This window comes from Streptomyces sp. NPDC049627, from assembly GCF_044465645.1.
GTDB lineage: Bacteria > Actinomycetota > Actinomycetes > Streptomycetales > Streptomycetaceae > Streptomyces.
Genome location: NZ_JBITLW010000003.1, coordinates 1 through 13,842, shown reverse-complemented (window position 1 = coordinate 13,842; position 13,842 = coordinate 1). Strand labels below are relative to the sequence as shown.

At 69.4% G+C, this 13,842-nt stretch carries 11 protein-coding genes; 3 read left to right on the top strand and 8 right to left on the bottom strand.

Annotation, left to right across the window (positions count from 1 at the left end; genetic code table 11):
• Window positions 1–22: 22 nt before the first annotated feature.
• Both ACIBU0_RS09235 and ACIBU0_RS09230 read right to left on the bottom strand, forming a co-directional pair.
• Window positions 23–793, bottom strand: coding sequence for a group II truncated hemoglobin (locus ACIBU0_RS09235; RefSeq protein WP_398814068.1), 771 nt, complete (start codon window positions 791–793; stop codon window positions 23–25).
• A gap of 49 nt (window positions 794–842) precedes the next feature.
• Window positions 843–1,382 carry a YceI family protein gene (locus tag ACIBU0_RS09230; RefSeq protein ID WP_398814065.1) on the bottom strand — a complete coding sequence of 180 codons (540 nt, stop codon included), beginning with the start codon at window positions 1,380–1,382 and terminating at the stop codon, window positions 843–845.
• Between the two features lie 146 nt (window positions 1,383–1,528).
• Here ACIBU0_RS09230 and sigJ point away from each other — a divergent pair, with 146 nt between their 5' ends.
• Window positions 1,529–2,461 carry an RNA polymerase sigma factor SigJ gene (sigJ, locus tag ACIBU0_RS09225; protein ID WP_398814062.1) on the top strand — a complete coding sequence of 311 codons (933 nt, stop codon included), beginning with the start codon at window positions 1,529–1,531 and terminating at the stop codon, window positions 2,459–2,461.
• A 98-nt stretch (window positions 2,462–2,559) separates the two neighbouring features.
• On the opposite strand, the gene ACIBU0_RS09220 is transcribed toward sigJ, so the two are convergent.
• From ACIBU0_RS09220 to ACIBU0_RS09200, 5 genes are all read right to left on the bottom strand, one after another.
• Entirely contained in the window at window positions 2,560–5,793 is a 3,234-nt protein-coding gene (locus tag ACIBU0_RS09220) for a S8 family peptidase (RefSeq protein ID WP_398815516.1), read from the bottom strand.
• Between the two features lie 265 nt (window positions 5,794–6,058).
• Window positions 6,059–6,742 carry an ABC transporter ATP-binding protein gene (locus ACIBU0_RS09215; protein ID WP_398814059.1) on the bottom strand — a complete coding sequence of 228 codons (684 nt, stop codon included), beginning with the start codon at window positions 6,740–6,742 and terminating at the stop codon, window positions 6,059–6,061.
• A 355-nt stretch (window positions 6,743–7,097) separates the two neighbouring features.
• Complete coding sequence (locus ACIBU0_RS09210; RefSeq protein WP_398814057.1) at window positions 7,098–8,573, bottom strand: ABC transporter permease; 1,476 nt, start codon at window positions 8,571–8,573, stop codon at window positions 7,098–7,100.
• Between the two features lie 168 nt (window positions 8,574–8,741).
• Window positions 8,742–9,992, bottom strand: coding sequence for an Ig-like domain-containing protein (locus ACIBU0_RS09205; RefSeq protein ID WP_398814054.1), 1,251 nt, complete (start codon window positions 9,990–9,992; stop codon window positions 8,742–8,744).
• A gap of 234 nt (window positions 9,993–10,226) precedes the next feature.
• Window positions 10,227–10,580, bottom strand: coding sequence for a hypothetical protein (locus ACIBU0_RS09200; RefSeq protein ID WP_398814051.1), 354 nt, complete (start codon window positions 10,578–10,580; stop codon window positions 10,227–10,229).
• A gap of 152 nt (window positions 10,581–10,732) precedes the next feature.
• Here ACIBU0_RS09200 and ACIBU0_RS09195 point away from each other — a divergent pair, with 152 nt between their 5' ends.
• Window positions 10,733–11,026 (top strand): LAETG motif-containing sortase-dependent surface protein, encoded by a 294-nt coding sequence (locus ACIBU0_RS09195; protein WP_398815513.1) that lies wholly within the window; start codon window positions 10,733–10,735, stop codon window positions 11,024–11,026.
• Window positions 11,027–11,124: 98 nt separating this feature from the next.
• Entirely contained in the window at window positions 11,125–11,886 is a 762-nt protein-coding gene (locus ACIBU0_RS09190; protein WP_398814048.1) for a hypothetical protein, read from the top strand.
• Window positions 11,887–11,981: 95 nt separating this feature from the next.
• On the opposite strand, the gene hutH is transcribed toward ACIBU0_RS09190, so the two are convergent.
• A complete protein-coding gene (hutH, locus tag ACIBU0_RS09185) occupies window positions 11,982–13,520 on the bottom strand; it encodes a histidine ammonia-lyase (RefSeq protein WP_398815510.1) in 1,539 nt (512 codons plus the stop codon).
• Window positions 13,521–13,842 lie beyond the last annotated feature (322 nt).

The window sequence follows — 13,842 nt, the reverse complement described above, 5'->3', positions numbered from 1 at the left end:
CGCTCCCCGACCCGACGAGCCGTCACCCCTGATACGGCGGCGCAGCCCCCCAGTTCCACCGCGGCACCGGCTGCTCCGCCGGCGGGACCGCGTCCGGCCCCGAGAAGTAAACCGCCAGCCGCGTCCCCCACTCCACGTACGCCAGGAACGCCGAGCGGAACTCCGCGTCCGTCGGCAGGCCCGCCTCGTCGGCCGCGTCCTGGATGAGGTTGACCCAGCGGCGGCGCTGGGGTTCGGTGATCGCCCGGCCCAGGTGCTTGGCGACCATGTGGCCGTGGCCGCCCTGGGTCTCGGAGTAGGCGGGCGGGCCGCCGAAGACCTCGCCGAGCCAGAGCGCCACGTGTTCCGCGTGGGCCGGGTCCAGGTCCTCGAACAGCGGGGCCAGGAGGTCGTCCTTGCGGACCTTGTCGTAGAAGACCGACGTCAGGCGGGAGAACGTCTCCGCGCCGCCCGCCCAGGCGTACAGCGTCGGCACCGACGCACCCGTGCCGCGGACCGTCGTCGGCTTGTAGTGGCGCATCTCCTCGATGTGCGAGACGTACGGACGGATCTCGGCGAAGAAGTCGGGGAACAGCTCCGACTTGCGGAAGCCCTCCAGGTGGTCCTGCGTGGACGTCCAGGTGATGCGCAGGACGTAGTGCTCGAAGTCCTCCTCGCAGCGGGCGAGTTCGTAGTCGACGCAGTGGGGCGACGCGGCCAGCTGGGCGGCGGCGCGGGTGTAGGCGGCCAGGAACTCCGCCGACTTCTGCTCGGGGATGCGGTACCGGATGTATTCGACCGTGTGAGCCGTCATGGCCTCACGGAAGCACGAAAACCGGCCGGACGCTCCTCCTCCGCCGGCTTCAGGAGCGCCGGGTCACCGCGACGTCCAGCTCCAGTGCGACCTTCTCGCCGATCAGGAGTCCGCCCCAGCTGACGCCCCAGTCCTTGCGGTTGATGATCGCGCTCCCCTTGAAGCCGACCCGGAGGTCGCCCCGCGGATCCCTCTCGGCGCCGGTCAGCTCGAAGTCCACGGTCGCGGGCTGGGTGACACCGTGGACGGTCAGGTCACCGGTGACCTCGAAGCGGGTCGCGTCGACCTGCCGCACCCCGGTCGAGGTGAAGGTGATCGTCGGATACCGCTCGGCGTCCAGGAAGTCGGCGCTGCGCAGGTGGTCGTCGCACTTCTGCTTGCCGGTCCTGACGCTCGTCGCGCGGATCACGAGCCGGGCACCGGACCGCGACGGGTCGTCGCCGTCCAGGTGCGCCGCCCCTTCGAAGTCGTCGAACCGTCCGCGCACCTTGCTGACCATCGCGGCCCGGGCCACGAAGCCGATCCGGGTGCGGGCGCTGTCGAGGACGTAGTCGCCGGTCAGCTCGCTGAGCGTGGTGGTGGTCGTCATGCTGGGTCACTCCTTGGACATCGGTCTCACGCATACGACGACCCGGGCTCCCCGAATGTGAGGCGCGGCCCGGCGTCACATTCCGGCGTGCCGGCCCGTCGGAGTAAGTGGTGAAGGCGGATACGAGCGAGGGAGCCAGCGGCACGATGACCGATCCCGGGCTGAGCATGACCGATCCAGAGCTGAGCGCGATCATGAGTGAGCGACGGCAGCTGATCAATGTCGCGTACCGGCTGCTCGGCTCCTTGGCCGACGCCGAGGACGTCGTGCAGGAGACGTACGCCCGCTGGTACGCCATGTCCCCGCAGGCGCAGCGGGCCATCGCCTCCCCCGGCGCGTGGCTGACGAGGGTCGCGAGCCGGATCTGCCTCGACCTGCTCCGCTCGGCACGCGCCCGGCGGGAGCGCTACGTGGGCGAATGGGTGCCGGAGCCGCTGCCCGACCGTACGGAGTGGCTCGACGGGGGACGGGACGCCGGTTCGGCGGACCCGGCCGACCGGGTCACCCTGGACGAGTCGGTCAGCATGGCCTTCCTCGTCGTACTGGAATCGATGACCCCGGCCGAGCGCGTCGCGTTCGTCCTGCACGACGTCTTCCGCTACTCGTTCGCCGAGGTGGGCGAGGTCGTCGGCCGTACGCCGGCGGCCTGCCGCCAGCTGGCCACGTCGGCCCGCCGACGTATCCGCGCGTCCCGGGCTCCCGCGACCGTGACTCCGGCGGCCCGGCGCGCCGATGTCGTCCGGGACTTCAGGCGGGCCTGGGAGGCCAAGGACCTCGATGCCCTCGTCCGCCTCCTCGACCCCGACGCCACGGCGGTCGGCGACGGCGGCGGCCTGGTCAGCGCGGCGCTCCAGCCGGTCGAGGGCGGCGAGCGGATCGCGCGATACTTCGTCGACCTCGCCGTCCGGGCCCCCGTCATGGAGGTCCTGGAGCGTACGGTCAACGGCCAGCCCGGACTGGTGGTGCAGCAGGACGGCGTCACCGTGTCCGTGCTGGCGTTCGAGGTCGCGGGCGACCGGATCAGGCACGTCTGGGCGGTACGCAACCCCGAGAAGCTCCGGCCCTGGACGACCGGCTGACGCCCGCACCGCACGGGAAAGCCCCGCCGGAAGCTGCACCTCCGGCGGGGCTTTCGCTCAAGTGGGACCTACGAGAGTGGGACCTACTTGAGTGGGACCTACTTGCCGTAGTACGCGTTGTAGATCGAGACCGTCGACTTGTTGCCCTTCTTGTCGGCGACCTTGGCGTGGAAGGAGATCGCCTTCCCCTTCGCCGGGTTCTTGACAGTGATCTTGCCGTTCCTGACGTCGACCTTCTTCCAGGTCTGGCCGTAGTCGTACGACACGTACACGTGCAGCGACCTGAGGTTGCTGCCCGCTGCCGCGCCCACGACGCTGACCGGGAAGGTCTGGGTCTTGTCGGCCTCGACCCTGCTGTCCAGGCCCGTCTTCGCGTTGAAGCGGACCGTGGAGGCCGGGAGCGTGACCAGATCGGCCGACTTCTTGGAGCGGAAGGTCCAGCTGGCGTCGATCCGCGTGGAGGCGGCCGCCACCTTGGTGCTGCGCTTGACCGAGGTCGTCAGCTTGTACTCGGCCTCCGCGCCCGGGACCGTGAACGGCTCGCCGAACAGCGGGTCCTTGTTGGTGCCGATCTTGGTGCCGTTGCGGTACAGGTTCGTGGTGACCGAGGTGAAGTCGGACGAACCCGCGTGCTTGTTGGCGTCGGCGAACAGGGGCAGCGAGCCGTAGATGTCGTTGCCCTCACGGAACAGGCCGAAGTACTTGTTGAGGTGCGGGCCGAAGACCGCGGTGTTGAAGGTCTTCGCGTAGCTCTCGCCCGCCTTGAAGACCTGCGGGTCGCCCAGGCTGTAACCCGCGTCGATGATCGGGATGCCGTCCGCGTCCTTGCCGCCGTACTGCATGAAGTCGAACGTCCACTTGATCTTGTCGGACGTCGACAGGTACACCGTCCGCGAGCCGGGCAGCTTCTGCTCGATCGGGGTGCCGAGCGCGGCGTCCTCCGGGAAGATGCCCAGGGGCAGGAGGGAGCCGGTCTTGCCGGGCGTCGGGGCGCCGAGGCTGTTCTTCACCTTGGCGAGGTCGCCCGCCTTGAAGTGGCGGACCTTGTCGCCCTTGATCTTCTTGAGCTTGGTGGTGGTGGCGACGTCGTACTCGGCGTCGTTCCCCTTGGTCCACTGCCCGTTCCAGGTCTGGCTCAGGCCGCTCGGGATCTCCGGGCCGAGGTGCGCCATGCGCAGGTCGGCGAAGGAGGTCAGAGCGAAGGCCACGCCGATGCCCGCCTTGTCGTAGAAGTAGTTGCTGCCCGCGAACACCGGCTTGGCCTGCGCGTCAGGCACGGTGATGTCGGCCGCCTTCGTCGTGCGGGCGTCGATCGTCACCGAGGTGTTCTTGGTGACGCTCAGCTTCGGCTGGACCACCCAGTCGAGGCCGCCCTCGAACTTCACCCAGTCCTTGGCGATCCAGGCGTCCAGCAGATAGGTGCCCTTGGGCAGCCGCATCTTCGTGGTGCCGGACGCGACGGGCGGCACCTGGAAGGTGCGGTCCGTCCCCAGGCCGGTGTAGCCGAACAGGGCGGTGTTGTAGTCGGGGGCCGGCTTGCCGTCCTTGTCGATGTGCTTGACGGTGACGTCGTACGACTCGATCTCGCGCTGCACCGCGGCGGCCGTACGGACGCTCTGCCCGCCGCCCGTCGCCGTCACATACGCGGAGTAGGCGCCGTCGAGCGTGCCGCCCAGCTTGGTGTTGACGGTGAGGCCGACAGCGGCCTTGCCGCCCGCCGGGACCGTCACCTTCGTCGCGCCGAGCTTGAAGAAGCCTGCCGGAGCCGCCTGACCCTTCGGGTCGGTGGCCGTGGCGGAGAGCGTGAGCTCGACGTCCTTCGTACCGAGGTTGCGGTACGTCAGCTCCTTGGTGACCGGCGTGTCGTCGGTGTGCGGCCACTGCTGCACACCGAAGCTCAGCGACACCGGGTCGGCGATCACGGTCTGCTTGATGGCCTTGTCGACCTGGATACGGCCCGAACCCTGCTCGAACGGCGTGTACTTGCCGCCCTTGGTGGAACCGGTCAGCGCGCCCTTGAGCTCGGTGTACGACCAGTCCGGGTGCTGCTGCTTGAGGATCGCCGCCGCGCCCGCGACATGCGGGGTCGCCATCGACGTACCCGAGATGGTCAGGTAGCCGGCCGGGTTCTCGCCGACCTCCTGCTCGATGAGGCTGCCCTTGGCGGAGGCGGCCGTGATGTCCACACCGGGCGCGGTGACGTCCGGCTTGATGGCGCCGTCCCCGAGCCGCGGGCCGGTGCTGGAGAAGTCGGCGAGCTTGTCCTTGTCGTCGACGGCGCCGACGGTGAGCGCGGCGTCCGCGCTGCCGGGCGAACCGACCGACTCCGGACCCGAGTTGCCCGCCGCGATCGCGAAGAGCATGCCCTTCTCGGCGGACAGCTTGTTGACCGCCGCCTCCAGCGGGTCGACCTCGGGCGTGTCCTGCCCGCCGAGGCTGAGGTTGACGACGTCCGCGCCCTGCTCGGCCGCCCACTCCATACCGGCCAGGATGCTGGAGTCGTCGCCGTAGCCCTGGTCGTCGAGGACCTTGCCGCTGATGATGTCGGCGCCCGGTGCGACGCCCTTGAACTTGCCGCCGGACTTGGCGCCGGTGCCGGCCGCGATGGACGCGACGTGCGTGCCGTGGCCGACCTTGTCGTCCGCGGTGGCGGCCGGCGAGAAGTTCTTGGCCGCGACCACCTGGTCCTTGAGGTCCGGGTGGGTGGCGTCGACGCCGGTGTCCAGGACGGCGATCTTGACGCCCTTGCCGTCGTAGCCGGCCGCCCACGCCTTGGGGGCGCCGATCTGCGGCACGGACTTGTCGAGGCTGGCCTTGCGGACGCCGTCGAGCCAGACGTGTGCGATACCGGAGGCGGTCTTGTTGCCGTTGGTGAGCGCGTCCCACAGCTCGGGCGCGTCCTGTTGCGGGGTCTGCACCGCGTCCGCGTTCAGGGACTTCAGGGTCCGGCGGAGCTTGCCCGCGTCCCGGACGTCCGCCTTGGCGCCGGCGGCGGCGCCCTGGTAACCGACGATGACCTTCAGGCCCTTGGCCTGGGAGGTGCGGGTCGCGGACTTGCTCAGCTCGGTGACGTCGAACAGCCGCTGGTCGAGCTTGCCGGTGGCGACCAGACGGGCCGCGTCGGCCGGGATCACCAGGGTGTGCCCGTCCGCCTTGCGTATCTGTACGGGTATGTGCTCGCGCCCCTTGGCCCGCTCCAGGCCGACCACCCGGCCCTTGGAGTCGACGGAGACCCGGTCACCCGTGATCAGGGTGATGCGGTGGGGGGACGTGAACGAGGAGGCGGCGCCGGTCGGGCGCTGCTCCGGTTCGGCCGACGCCGGGCTGGTCATGCCCGCGGCGAGGGCGACGGCGGCCGCCGTGGCGACAGTGGCCGCGCATGCTCTTTTGACTTGTCTGCGCAAGTTTCCCCCTTGCAGAAGTTCCGGGCGAATACCCCGTTCACCCGGCCGGGGGAGGTCTCGTGCGCGTACGCGTCACCCCCCGGAATACGCAGTATGCCGAGGGGTGATCAGGCACCTCAATACATGAGAGAGAGATGAGAGGCGCGCCTGCCGACTGTTACGCAACAGCGAACTCCGTTACAGAACGGTCAAGTTACGCCCCCGCATTTTCCTTGACAGTGATCTGCCCCTTACGGATGGTCGCCAGCCGCGGGGCCTTTCTCGCGATCGCCGAGTCGTGGGTGACCATGATGAAGGTCAACCCCAGTTCTTTCCACATGCGTTCGAGTACGTCCATGATCTCGTCGCGCATCGACTCGTCGAGGTTTCCGGTGGGTTCGTCGGCGAGCAGTACCTTGGGCTGCTTGACGAGCGCGCGGGCGATGGCGACGCGCTGCTGCTGCCCGCCGGACATCTCGGACGGCAGATGCGTGAGGCGCTCGCCGAGGCCGACGGACTTCAGCGCCTCGGCGGCCCGTTCGCGCCGGTCCTTCGGCTTGACGCCGAGCGGGACGAGGGCGGTTTCGACATTCTCCTGTGCGGTGAGGGTGGGGATCAGGTTGAAGCTCTGGAAAACGAACCCGATGTTCTCACTGCGGACCTTGGTGAGCCGGGCCTCGGAGAGCTTGGCCAAGTCCGTACCGTCGAGCACGACTTCGCCTGCGGTGGGCCGGTCGAGTCCGCCGAGCATCTGGAGGAGGGTCGACTTGCCACCGCCGGTGGGGCCCTGGATGACGAGCCGGTCACCGTCGGCGATGGTGAGGTCGACTCCGTCGAGGGCGTCCACGGATTCCTTGCCTCGGGTGTAGCGCTTGGTGACGTTTTTGAGTTCGTACATGGGGTGGCTCCTGGGAGTGGTTCGGGGGTGGTGCGCATCGTGTTCGGCTGCGGGTGCGTGGGGGCTGGTCGCGCAGTTCCCCGCGCCCCTAGGGGGTGGAAGTCGCGTCGGCCGTAACTGCGGGTGCGTGGGGGGCTGGTCGCGCAGTTCCCCGCGCCCCTGGGGGGGTTGCAGTCGCGTCGGCTGTAGCTGCGAGGCGCCGTAGCCGGCCAGCGGGCGTCGCAGGCCGCGCAGCCGCCACCACTGCATAACTGCGGGCAGGCGTGTCGCTGGGGCGGCGTCCGTCCCAAAGAGAGCGGCACCCGCCGGCGCGGGTGAGCGACGCCCACCCCCGCCCCAGCCACGGCGACGCCGGCTACTCGACGCGGCGCAGTGCATCCGCCGGGCGGAGCCGTGACGCCCGCCAGCCGCCGAACGCGCCGGCGATCAGCCCGCCCGTCACCGCGAGGCCGACCGCGAGGGCAACCGTCGTCAGACTCACGGGCGCGGTGAGCGCGACGTCCAGCGTCCTGGACGCGGCCTGCCGCGCGGGACCGCCGAAGCCCCCGCCCCCACCGGGGCCGTTCATGCCGCCACCGGCTCCCCCGCCCAGCTGGGCCTGCAGGGTGGGGCTGATCGCCGTCACGGCATACGCCCCCGTCAGACCGACGGCGATCCCCAGCGCACCGCCGAGCAGCCCGTTGACCACCGCCTCACCGACCACCTGCCGGGTCACCCGCCCCGACTTCCACCCCAGCGCCTTCAGCGTCCCGAACTCCCGCACCCGGCGCGACACCGCCGAGGAGGTCAGCAGCCCGGCCACGAGGAACGCCGCCGCCAGCACCGCGATGGACAGCCACTTGCCGACGCTGGTCGCCAGTGAGGACGCCGTCGACAGGGAGCCGGACACCGTGTCGGCGAGATCCGCGGAGGTCGTCACCGTCGTACCGGAGATGTTCTTCTGGATGGCCGACTTGACGGAGTCGATCCGCTGGGAGTCGGTCGCCTTGACGTAGATCGTGGTGACCTTGTTCTTCGCGTCGGCGAGCGTCTGCGCCTGCTTCAGCGGGATGTAGAGGTTGGCGGCCGCGTCCCCGCTGTCGGGCGTGGCGATGCCGATGACCTTGAACTTGGTGCCCTTGACGGTGACGGTGGAGCCGACCTTGAGCTTCTTCTCCTTGGCGTAGGAGGTGTCGGCGACGACGACCCCGGCGTTCGTCTCCGTCGTCTTGAAGGTGCGCCCGCTGGTGATCTTCGAGGAGGTCAGCGGCCCGAGCGCCGGCTTGGTGACGTCGGTGCCGTAGACGGAGTAGTTGTTGACGTCGAAGTCTGCGCCACCACCGCGCACTTCGCCCTGCGGCTGACCGGTGCCGCCCGAACCGCCCTGCCCGGGGCCTCCGCCCTGCTCGCCCCCGCTGCTCTGGCCCTGCTGGAACTGCCCGCGCGTGAACTGGCCGCTGACCTTGATGACCTGCAGACTCAGCCCTCCCACGGCGTCCGAGACCCCGCTCTGGGCGCCGACCTCGGTCACGGTCGAGCTCGACAGCGTCTGGAAGCCCTGGACCATGACGCGGTCGCTGGACTGCTCCTCGTCGGAGTCGCTGTCCCGTGCGTCGAACTGGAAGCGGGGCCGCTCCGAGCTGTCGCCGGCCGGCTCGGCGGCCTTGGTGACGGTCATGTCCGTGCCCAGGCCGTACAGGGACTGCAGGACCTTGTCCTGGGCCCTGCTCATGCCGGAGGACACGGAGTTGACCACGATGACCAGCGCGATGCCCAGCGCGAGGCCGGAGGCGACGACGAGGGCCGCCTTTCTGCGGCGGCGCAGCTCGCGCCTCAGGTAGGTGAAGAACATGCGCCGCAAGCTAGGTACGGCGCGTGATGAAGGAATAAGGCCGAAATAAGAGATGAATGAGAAGGCGGGGGCCGCCCCCGGAAACACCGATGCCGCCCCTGAGGGCGGCATCGGTCAGCTGTGAGGCGGCTGTGGAGCCGCGCTGGGGTCGTCGGTGCGGGGCCGCCGTCAGACGGCCGAACCGGCCTTCCACTGCGCCCAGTCCATGTTCCAGCCGTTGAGGCCGTTGTCCGGCGAGACCGTCTTGTCGCCGGTGTTCTGGACGACCACGACGTCACCGAGGATCGAGTTGTTGTAGAACCAGTAGCCCGCGGTGCCCTTGTCGTTGGCACCCTTGGTGTCGGACAGGCCCACACAGCCGTGGCTGGTGTTCACGCTGCCGAAGATGGACTTGGCGCCCCAGTAGTTGCCGTGCACGAAGGTGCCGGAGTTGGTGAGGCGGATGGCGTGCGGCACGTCCTTGATGTCGTACTCGCCCTTGCCGTCGTCGTCCGTGAAGCCCACGGTCGCGCCGTTCATGCGCGTCTCCTTGAACTTCTCGGACATCACCATGATGCCTTCGTAGGTCTTGTTCTCCGGGGAACCGGCGGAGATCGGGATGGTCTTGACGACCTTGCCGTCCTGCGTGACCTTCATCTGCTTGGTCTTCGCGTCGACGTAGGAGACCTGGTTGCGGCCGATCTTGAAGGTGACCGTCTTCTGCTGGACGCCGTAGACACCCTTGGCGCCCTCGACGCCGTCCAGGGACATCTTCAGGGTGACGGTGGCGCCCTCCTGCCAGTAGTCCTCGGGCCGGCAGTCCATGCGGGTGTCGTTGAACCAGTGGCAGACGACTTCCTGACCGCTGGTGGTGGAGACGGTGACGCCCTTCTGGACGGCCGCCTTGTTGCTGATCGCCTTGTCGAAGTTGATCGACACGGGCATGCCGACGCCGACGGTGGAGCCGTCCTCCGGCGTGAAGTAGCCGAGGAAGCTGTTGGCCGGGGAGACGGTGGTGAAGGAGGCGTTCTCATGGGCCTCGAGGCCCTTGGCGTCCTTCGCGGTCACCGCGATCTTGTAGGTCGTGGAGCGCTCCAGCTGCGTGCTGGGCTTCCAGCTGGTCTTGTCGGCGGATATCTCGCCCTCGACCGCGGCGCCGTCGGCGGTCGTCATGGCCACCTCGGTGAGCGTGCCCTTGCTCACGGTGACGGCGGCGGAGTTGTTGATGGAGGCGTTGTCGGTGCCGTCCTCGGGCGTGATCTTGATCTGGGCCTCGGAGGTCTTCTTGGCGGCCGCCTCGTCGACCTTGGACTGCGAGGAGTCGCCGCCGTCGCTGCCCGAGGCGTTGTCGTCGCCGCCGGAGCAGGCCGAGAGCACCAGGACACCGCCGAGCAGTGCGGACGCGACCGTGAGGCCCTTGCGCCGCTTACTGTTCGTCATCACACGCTTCTCCATTGTTCCCGAATCCCAAAAACCCCGAGAGTCCCCGTCAAGAATCTTCAACGCTACGACCGGTTCGTCCCGTTCCACATACCTGGTATGTGTGGGGCACACCACGCCCGCCATGGCGGAAGCCGTGTGACGGATGGTGCGGGTGTCGGTCAGTGCGCAGCTTGAGACGACGAAACCCCGGGCGGCGGTTGCCGCCCGGGGTCACGTTTTCCCCAAGACGCCTCAGCCGACCCTGTGCGGTGCTTCGTCGTCGAAGTCCTCGTCGACATCATCGTCGTCGAGGTCCCACTCGTGCGAATCCGGGTCGTGGTCGATGCGTTCGCTGGACCAGGAGGCCTGGGCGAGTTCGATCCCCGGTACGTCGCTGACCAGGTCGAACGGATCGACGAGATAGGCCAGCGCCTCGGCGGTGTCTTCCGTCACACTGCCCTCCGCGTGGGCCCGTTCGTCGGCCGGCATGGTGCTGTCGCCGGCGATGCGCTGCAGCGCGGCCCTGGTGAGCGCGTCCTCGTCGTCCACTTCGAGAACGACTTCCACCCGAAGCCGTACAAACCGTGATGTTTCTGGAGTACTCATGCCCCGGAGCGTACGGCTCATCGCTCCCGTGACTTTCCCGTGACCCGCGACTTTCACTAACATCGCCCCACACGGCCAATTCGCCAGCGCCACAAGGGGATCGATATTCCGTGTCCGCCGCTCACCGATCGTCGTCCACCGCACGCCGATCGCTGCTGACCGCCACCGCCGCGGGGGCCCTGCTGGGCGCCCTGTGGTTTGTGCCCTCCGCCAACGCGACCGGCGAGGAACCGGCGAGAACGGAGCCTTCGGCGGCCCCGTCGACGCAGCTCACGCAGCAGGCGCGGGCCGCGTCCGAGGCCGCGGACACGAGCGCGGACGACACCCGGCTCGCCGACACCGGAAGCTTCGACACCACGCCGTACATCGTCGGCGGCACCGCCTTCCTCGCGCTGGGCGCCGGTTTCGTCGCGTACTCGGTGCGCCGGGAGCGCCTCGGGTTCTGAAGCCGGCACGCCCCGGCTGCCGCACGGCCCGATGCCCGGAAAGCGTCGGTTTTTGAAATCACTTGACGATCCTTTCACCTGGGCTTCATAGTCCGCGCATGAAGAGATCATCGGGCGTGCGTGTGGCCGCCACGGTTGCCGTGAGCGCGCTGTCGCTCGCCCTTGTCACGGGTTGCGGAGGCGACTCCGGCGGTTCTGACGCGAAGGCGCTCAGCTCCGCGGAGTTGAAGAAGGCGATCATCGCCCAGGGCGATGTCGACGGCTACAAGGTGGACGCCTCCGGCAAACAGCTGCCGAAGTCCAAGGAACAGGTCACGAGCAGCGAGGAGAAGTGCCGGCCGCTCGCCTACGCCATGGGCGGTCAGGCGCCGGGCGACTCGGCGTCGAACGCGGCCGTCATGGCCACCGAGGAGAAGAAGCCCACCGACACGGCCTCCAAGTCCCTGGAGGACCTGGGCGAGGGCGACTTCGAGGACTCGTTCTCCGAGGCGATGAGCCTCGACCTGACGGTCGTCGGCCTCTCCTCGTACGACGGTGACGGCGCCGAGCAGACCTTCAAGTCGGTGGCGGACGCGGTGAAGAGCTGCTCCGGCGGCTTCCCCCTCACCATGCAGGGCACGGACCAGAAGGTCACCAAGCTCACCTCGGAGAAGGCGTCCGGGGCTGGTGACGAGTCGGTGGCGTTCACCGCGGTCAGCGATCTGGAGGACGGCGACGTGGGCACCACGCACGTCGAGGTGGTGCGCCACGGCAGCACGATCGCCACGTACTACACGATGAACCTCGGCCTGATGATGACGGACAAGCCGTACGACGTCCCGGCCGCCCTCATCGACGCGCAGGCCAAGAAGCTGAAGTAACACCGGCTCAGTCGCACGGGGGCCCTGTCGGCCGTACGACAGGGCCCCCGTTCCACGTCTGACGGGTCTTCCACGTCACCGAAGTGCGCCGGGTGTCACTGAAGCGGCCCGGTGACCTTCTCCGCCGCCGCGACCAACGCCCCACCGCGCACGAACGCGTCGGCCGCGGCGAGGTCGGGGGCCAGGAACCGGTCGGGCCCGGGCCCCTGGACTCCGGCGGCCCGGGCGGCGTCGATGACCGCCTGCGAGGCCGGTGCCGGGGCGAGCCCTTCGCGCAGCTCGACGGCGCGCGTGGCGGCGTACAGCTCGACGGCGATGACCCGCGTGAGGTTGTCGACGGCGGTACGCAGCTTGCGGGCGGCGGACCAGCCCATGGAGACGTGGTCCTCCTGCATGGCGGAGGAGGGAATGGAGTCGGCGGAGGCGGGCACGGCCAGCCGCTTCATCTCGCTCACCAGGGCGGCCTGGGTGTACTGGGCGATCATCAGCCCGGAGTCGACCCCGGCGTCGTCGGCGAGGAACGGCGGCAGCCCGTGACTGCGGTTCTTGTCGAGCAGCCGATCCGTCCGCCGCTCCGCGATCGACGCGAGGTCGGCGGCGGCGATGGCGAGGAAGTCGAGCACGTAGGCGACGGGCGCCCCGTGGAAGTTGCCGTTGGACTCGACGCGCCCGTCAGGCAGCACGACCGGGTTGTCGACGGCGGAGGCCAGCTCCCGTTCGGCGACGACCCTCGCGTGCGCCATGGTGTCCCGCCCGGCCCCGGCGACCTGCGGGGCACACCGCACCGAGTACGCGTCCTGCACGCGGGGCGCGTCGTCCTGGTGATGCCCGGTCAGCCCCGAACCCTTCAGGACGGCGAGCATGTTGGCGGCGGAGGCGCCCTGTCCCGGATGCGGCCGGATGGCGTGCAGCTCGGGCGCGAGCACCTTGTCCGTCCCGAGGAGCGCTTCGAGGCTCAGCGCGGCCGTGACATCGGCGGACTTGTACAGCATGTCCAGATCGGCGAGGGCCATGATCAGCATGCCGAGCATGCCGTCGGTGCCGTTGAGGAGGGCGAGCCCCTCCTTCTCCCGCAGCTCGACGGCCGCGATGCCGTGCGCGGCGAGCAGCTCACCGGCGGGCCGTACGACCCCGTCCGGTCCCTCGGCGTCCCCTTCTCCCATCAGCGTGAGGGCACAGTGCGAGAGAGGAGCGAGATCACCGGAGCACCCCAGTGACCCGTATTCATGAACGACAGGCGTGATACCGGCATTGAGAACATCGGCCATGGTCTGCGCGACCTCGGGCCGTACGCCCGTGTGCCCCGAGCAGACCGTCTTGAGCCGCAGGAACATCAGCGCCCGTACGACCTCCCGCTCGACCCGCGGCCCCATCCCCGCGGCGTGCGAACGAACGATGTTGCGCTGCAGCTGGGCCCGCAGCTCCTGGCTGATGTGCCGGGTCGCCAGGGCACCGAAGCCGGTGGAGACGCCGTACACGGGGTCGGGCTTGGCGGCCAGCGCCTCCACGATCTCGCGGGCCGCGGCCAGCGCCGCGACCGCCTCCGCCGACAACTCGACCCGGGCCCCGCCGCGCGCCACGGCGAGGACGTCGGACGCGGTGACCCCGGACGTCCCCACCACCACAGTGTGCATATCCATATTCAGGAGCGTACGCAGTGAAGACGAAGATGTCACTAGCGGGAGCCGCATGCGGCCCTTACCGGCAGGGGGGCGGCCGCCCCTCGACACCGGCCCGCATCATTCAGCCCGTCCGGCGCTTGAGGACGAGGCCGCGCCGCCCCGATCCCCCACCCACCCGCAGGGGCGGCCACCCCTCGACACCGGCCCGCATCATTCAGCCCGTCCGGCGCTTGAGGACGAGGCCGCGCCGTCCCGATCCCCCACCCACCCGCAGGGGCGGCCACCTCTCGACACCGGCCCGCGTCTTTCAGCCCGTCCGGCGCTTGAGGACGAG

Coding starts and splice junctions, on each gene's coding strand:
- ACIBU0_RS09235 (WP_398814068.1), bottom strand. CDS start 793: ATGACGGCTCACACGGTCGAATACATCCGGTACCGCATCCCCGAGCAG.
- ACIBU0_RS09230 (WP_398814065.1), bottom strand. CDS start 1,382: ATGACGACCACCACCACGCTCAGCGAGCTGACCGGCGACTACGTCCTC.
- sigJ (WP_398814062.1), top strand. CDS start 1,529: ATGACCGATCCCGGGCTGAGCATGACCGATCCAGAGCTGAGCGCGATC.
- ACIBU0_RS09220 (WP_398815516.1), bottom strand. CDS start 5,793: ATGACCAGCCCGGCGTCGGCCGAACCGGAGCAGCGCCCGACCGGCGCC.
- ACIBU0_RS09215 (WP_398814059.1), bottom strand. CDS start 6,742: ATGTACGAACTCAAAAACGTCACCAAGCGCTACACCCGAGGCAAGGAA.
- ACIBU0_RS09210 (WP_398814057.1), bottom strand. CDS start 8,573: ATGTTCTTCACCTACCTGAGGCGCGAGCTGCGCCGCCGCAGAAAGGCG.
- ACIBU0_RS09205 (WP_398814054.1), bottom strand. CDS start 9,992: ATGACGAACAGTAAGCGGCGCAAGGGCCTCACGGTCGCGTCCGCACTG.
- ACIBU0_RS09200 (WP_398814051.1), bottom strand. CDS start 10,580: ATGAGTACTCCAGAAACATCACGGTTTGTACGGCTTCGGGTGGAAGTC.
- ACIBU0_RS09190 (WP_398814048.1), top strand. CDS start 11,125: ATGAAGAGATCATCGGGCGTGCGTGTGGCCGCCACGGTTGCCGTGAGC.
- hutH (WP_398815510.1), bottom strand. CDS start 13,520: ATGCACACTGTGGTGGTGGGGACGTCCGGGGTCACCGCGTCCGACGTC.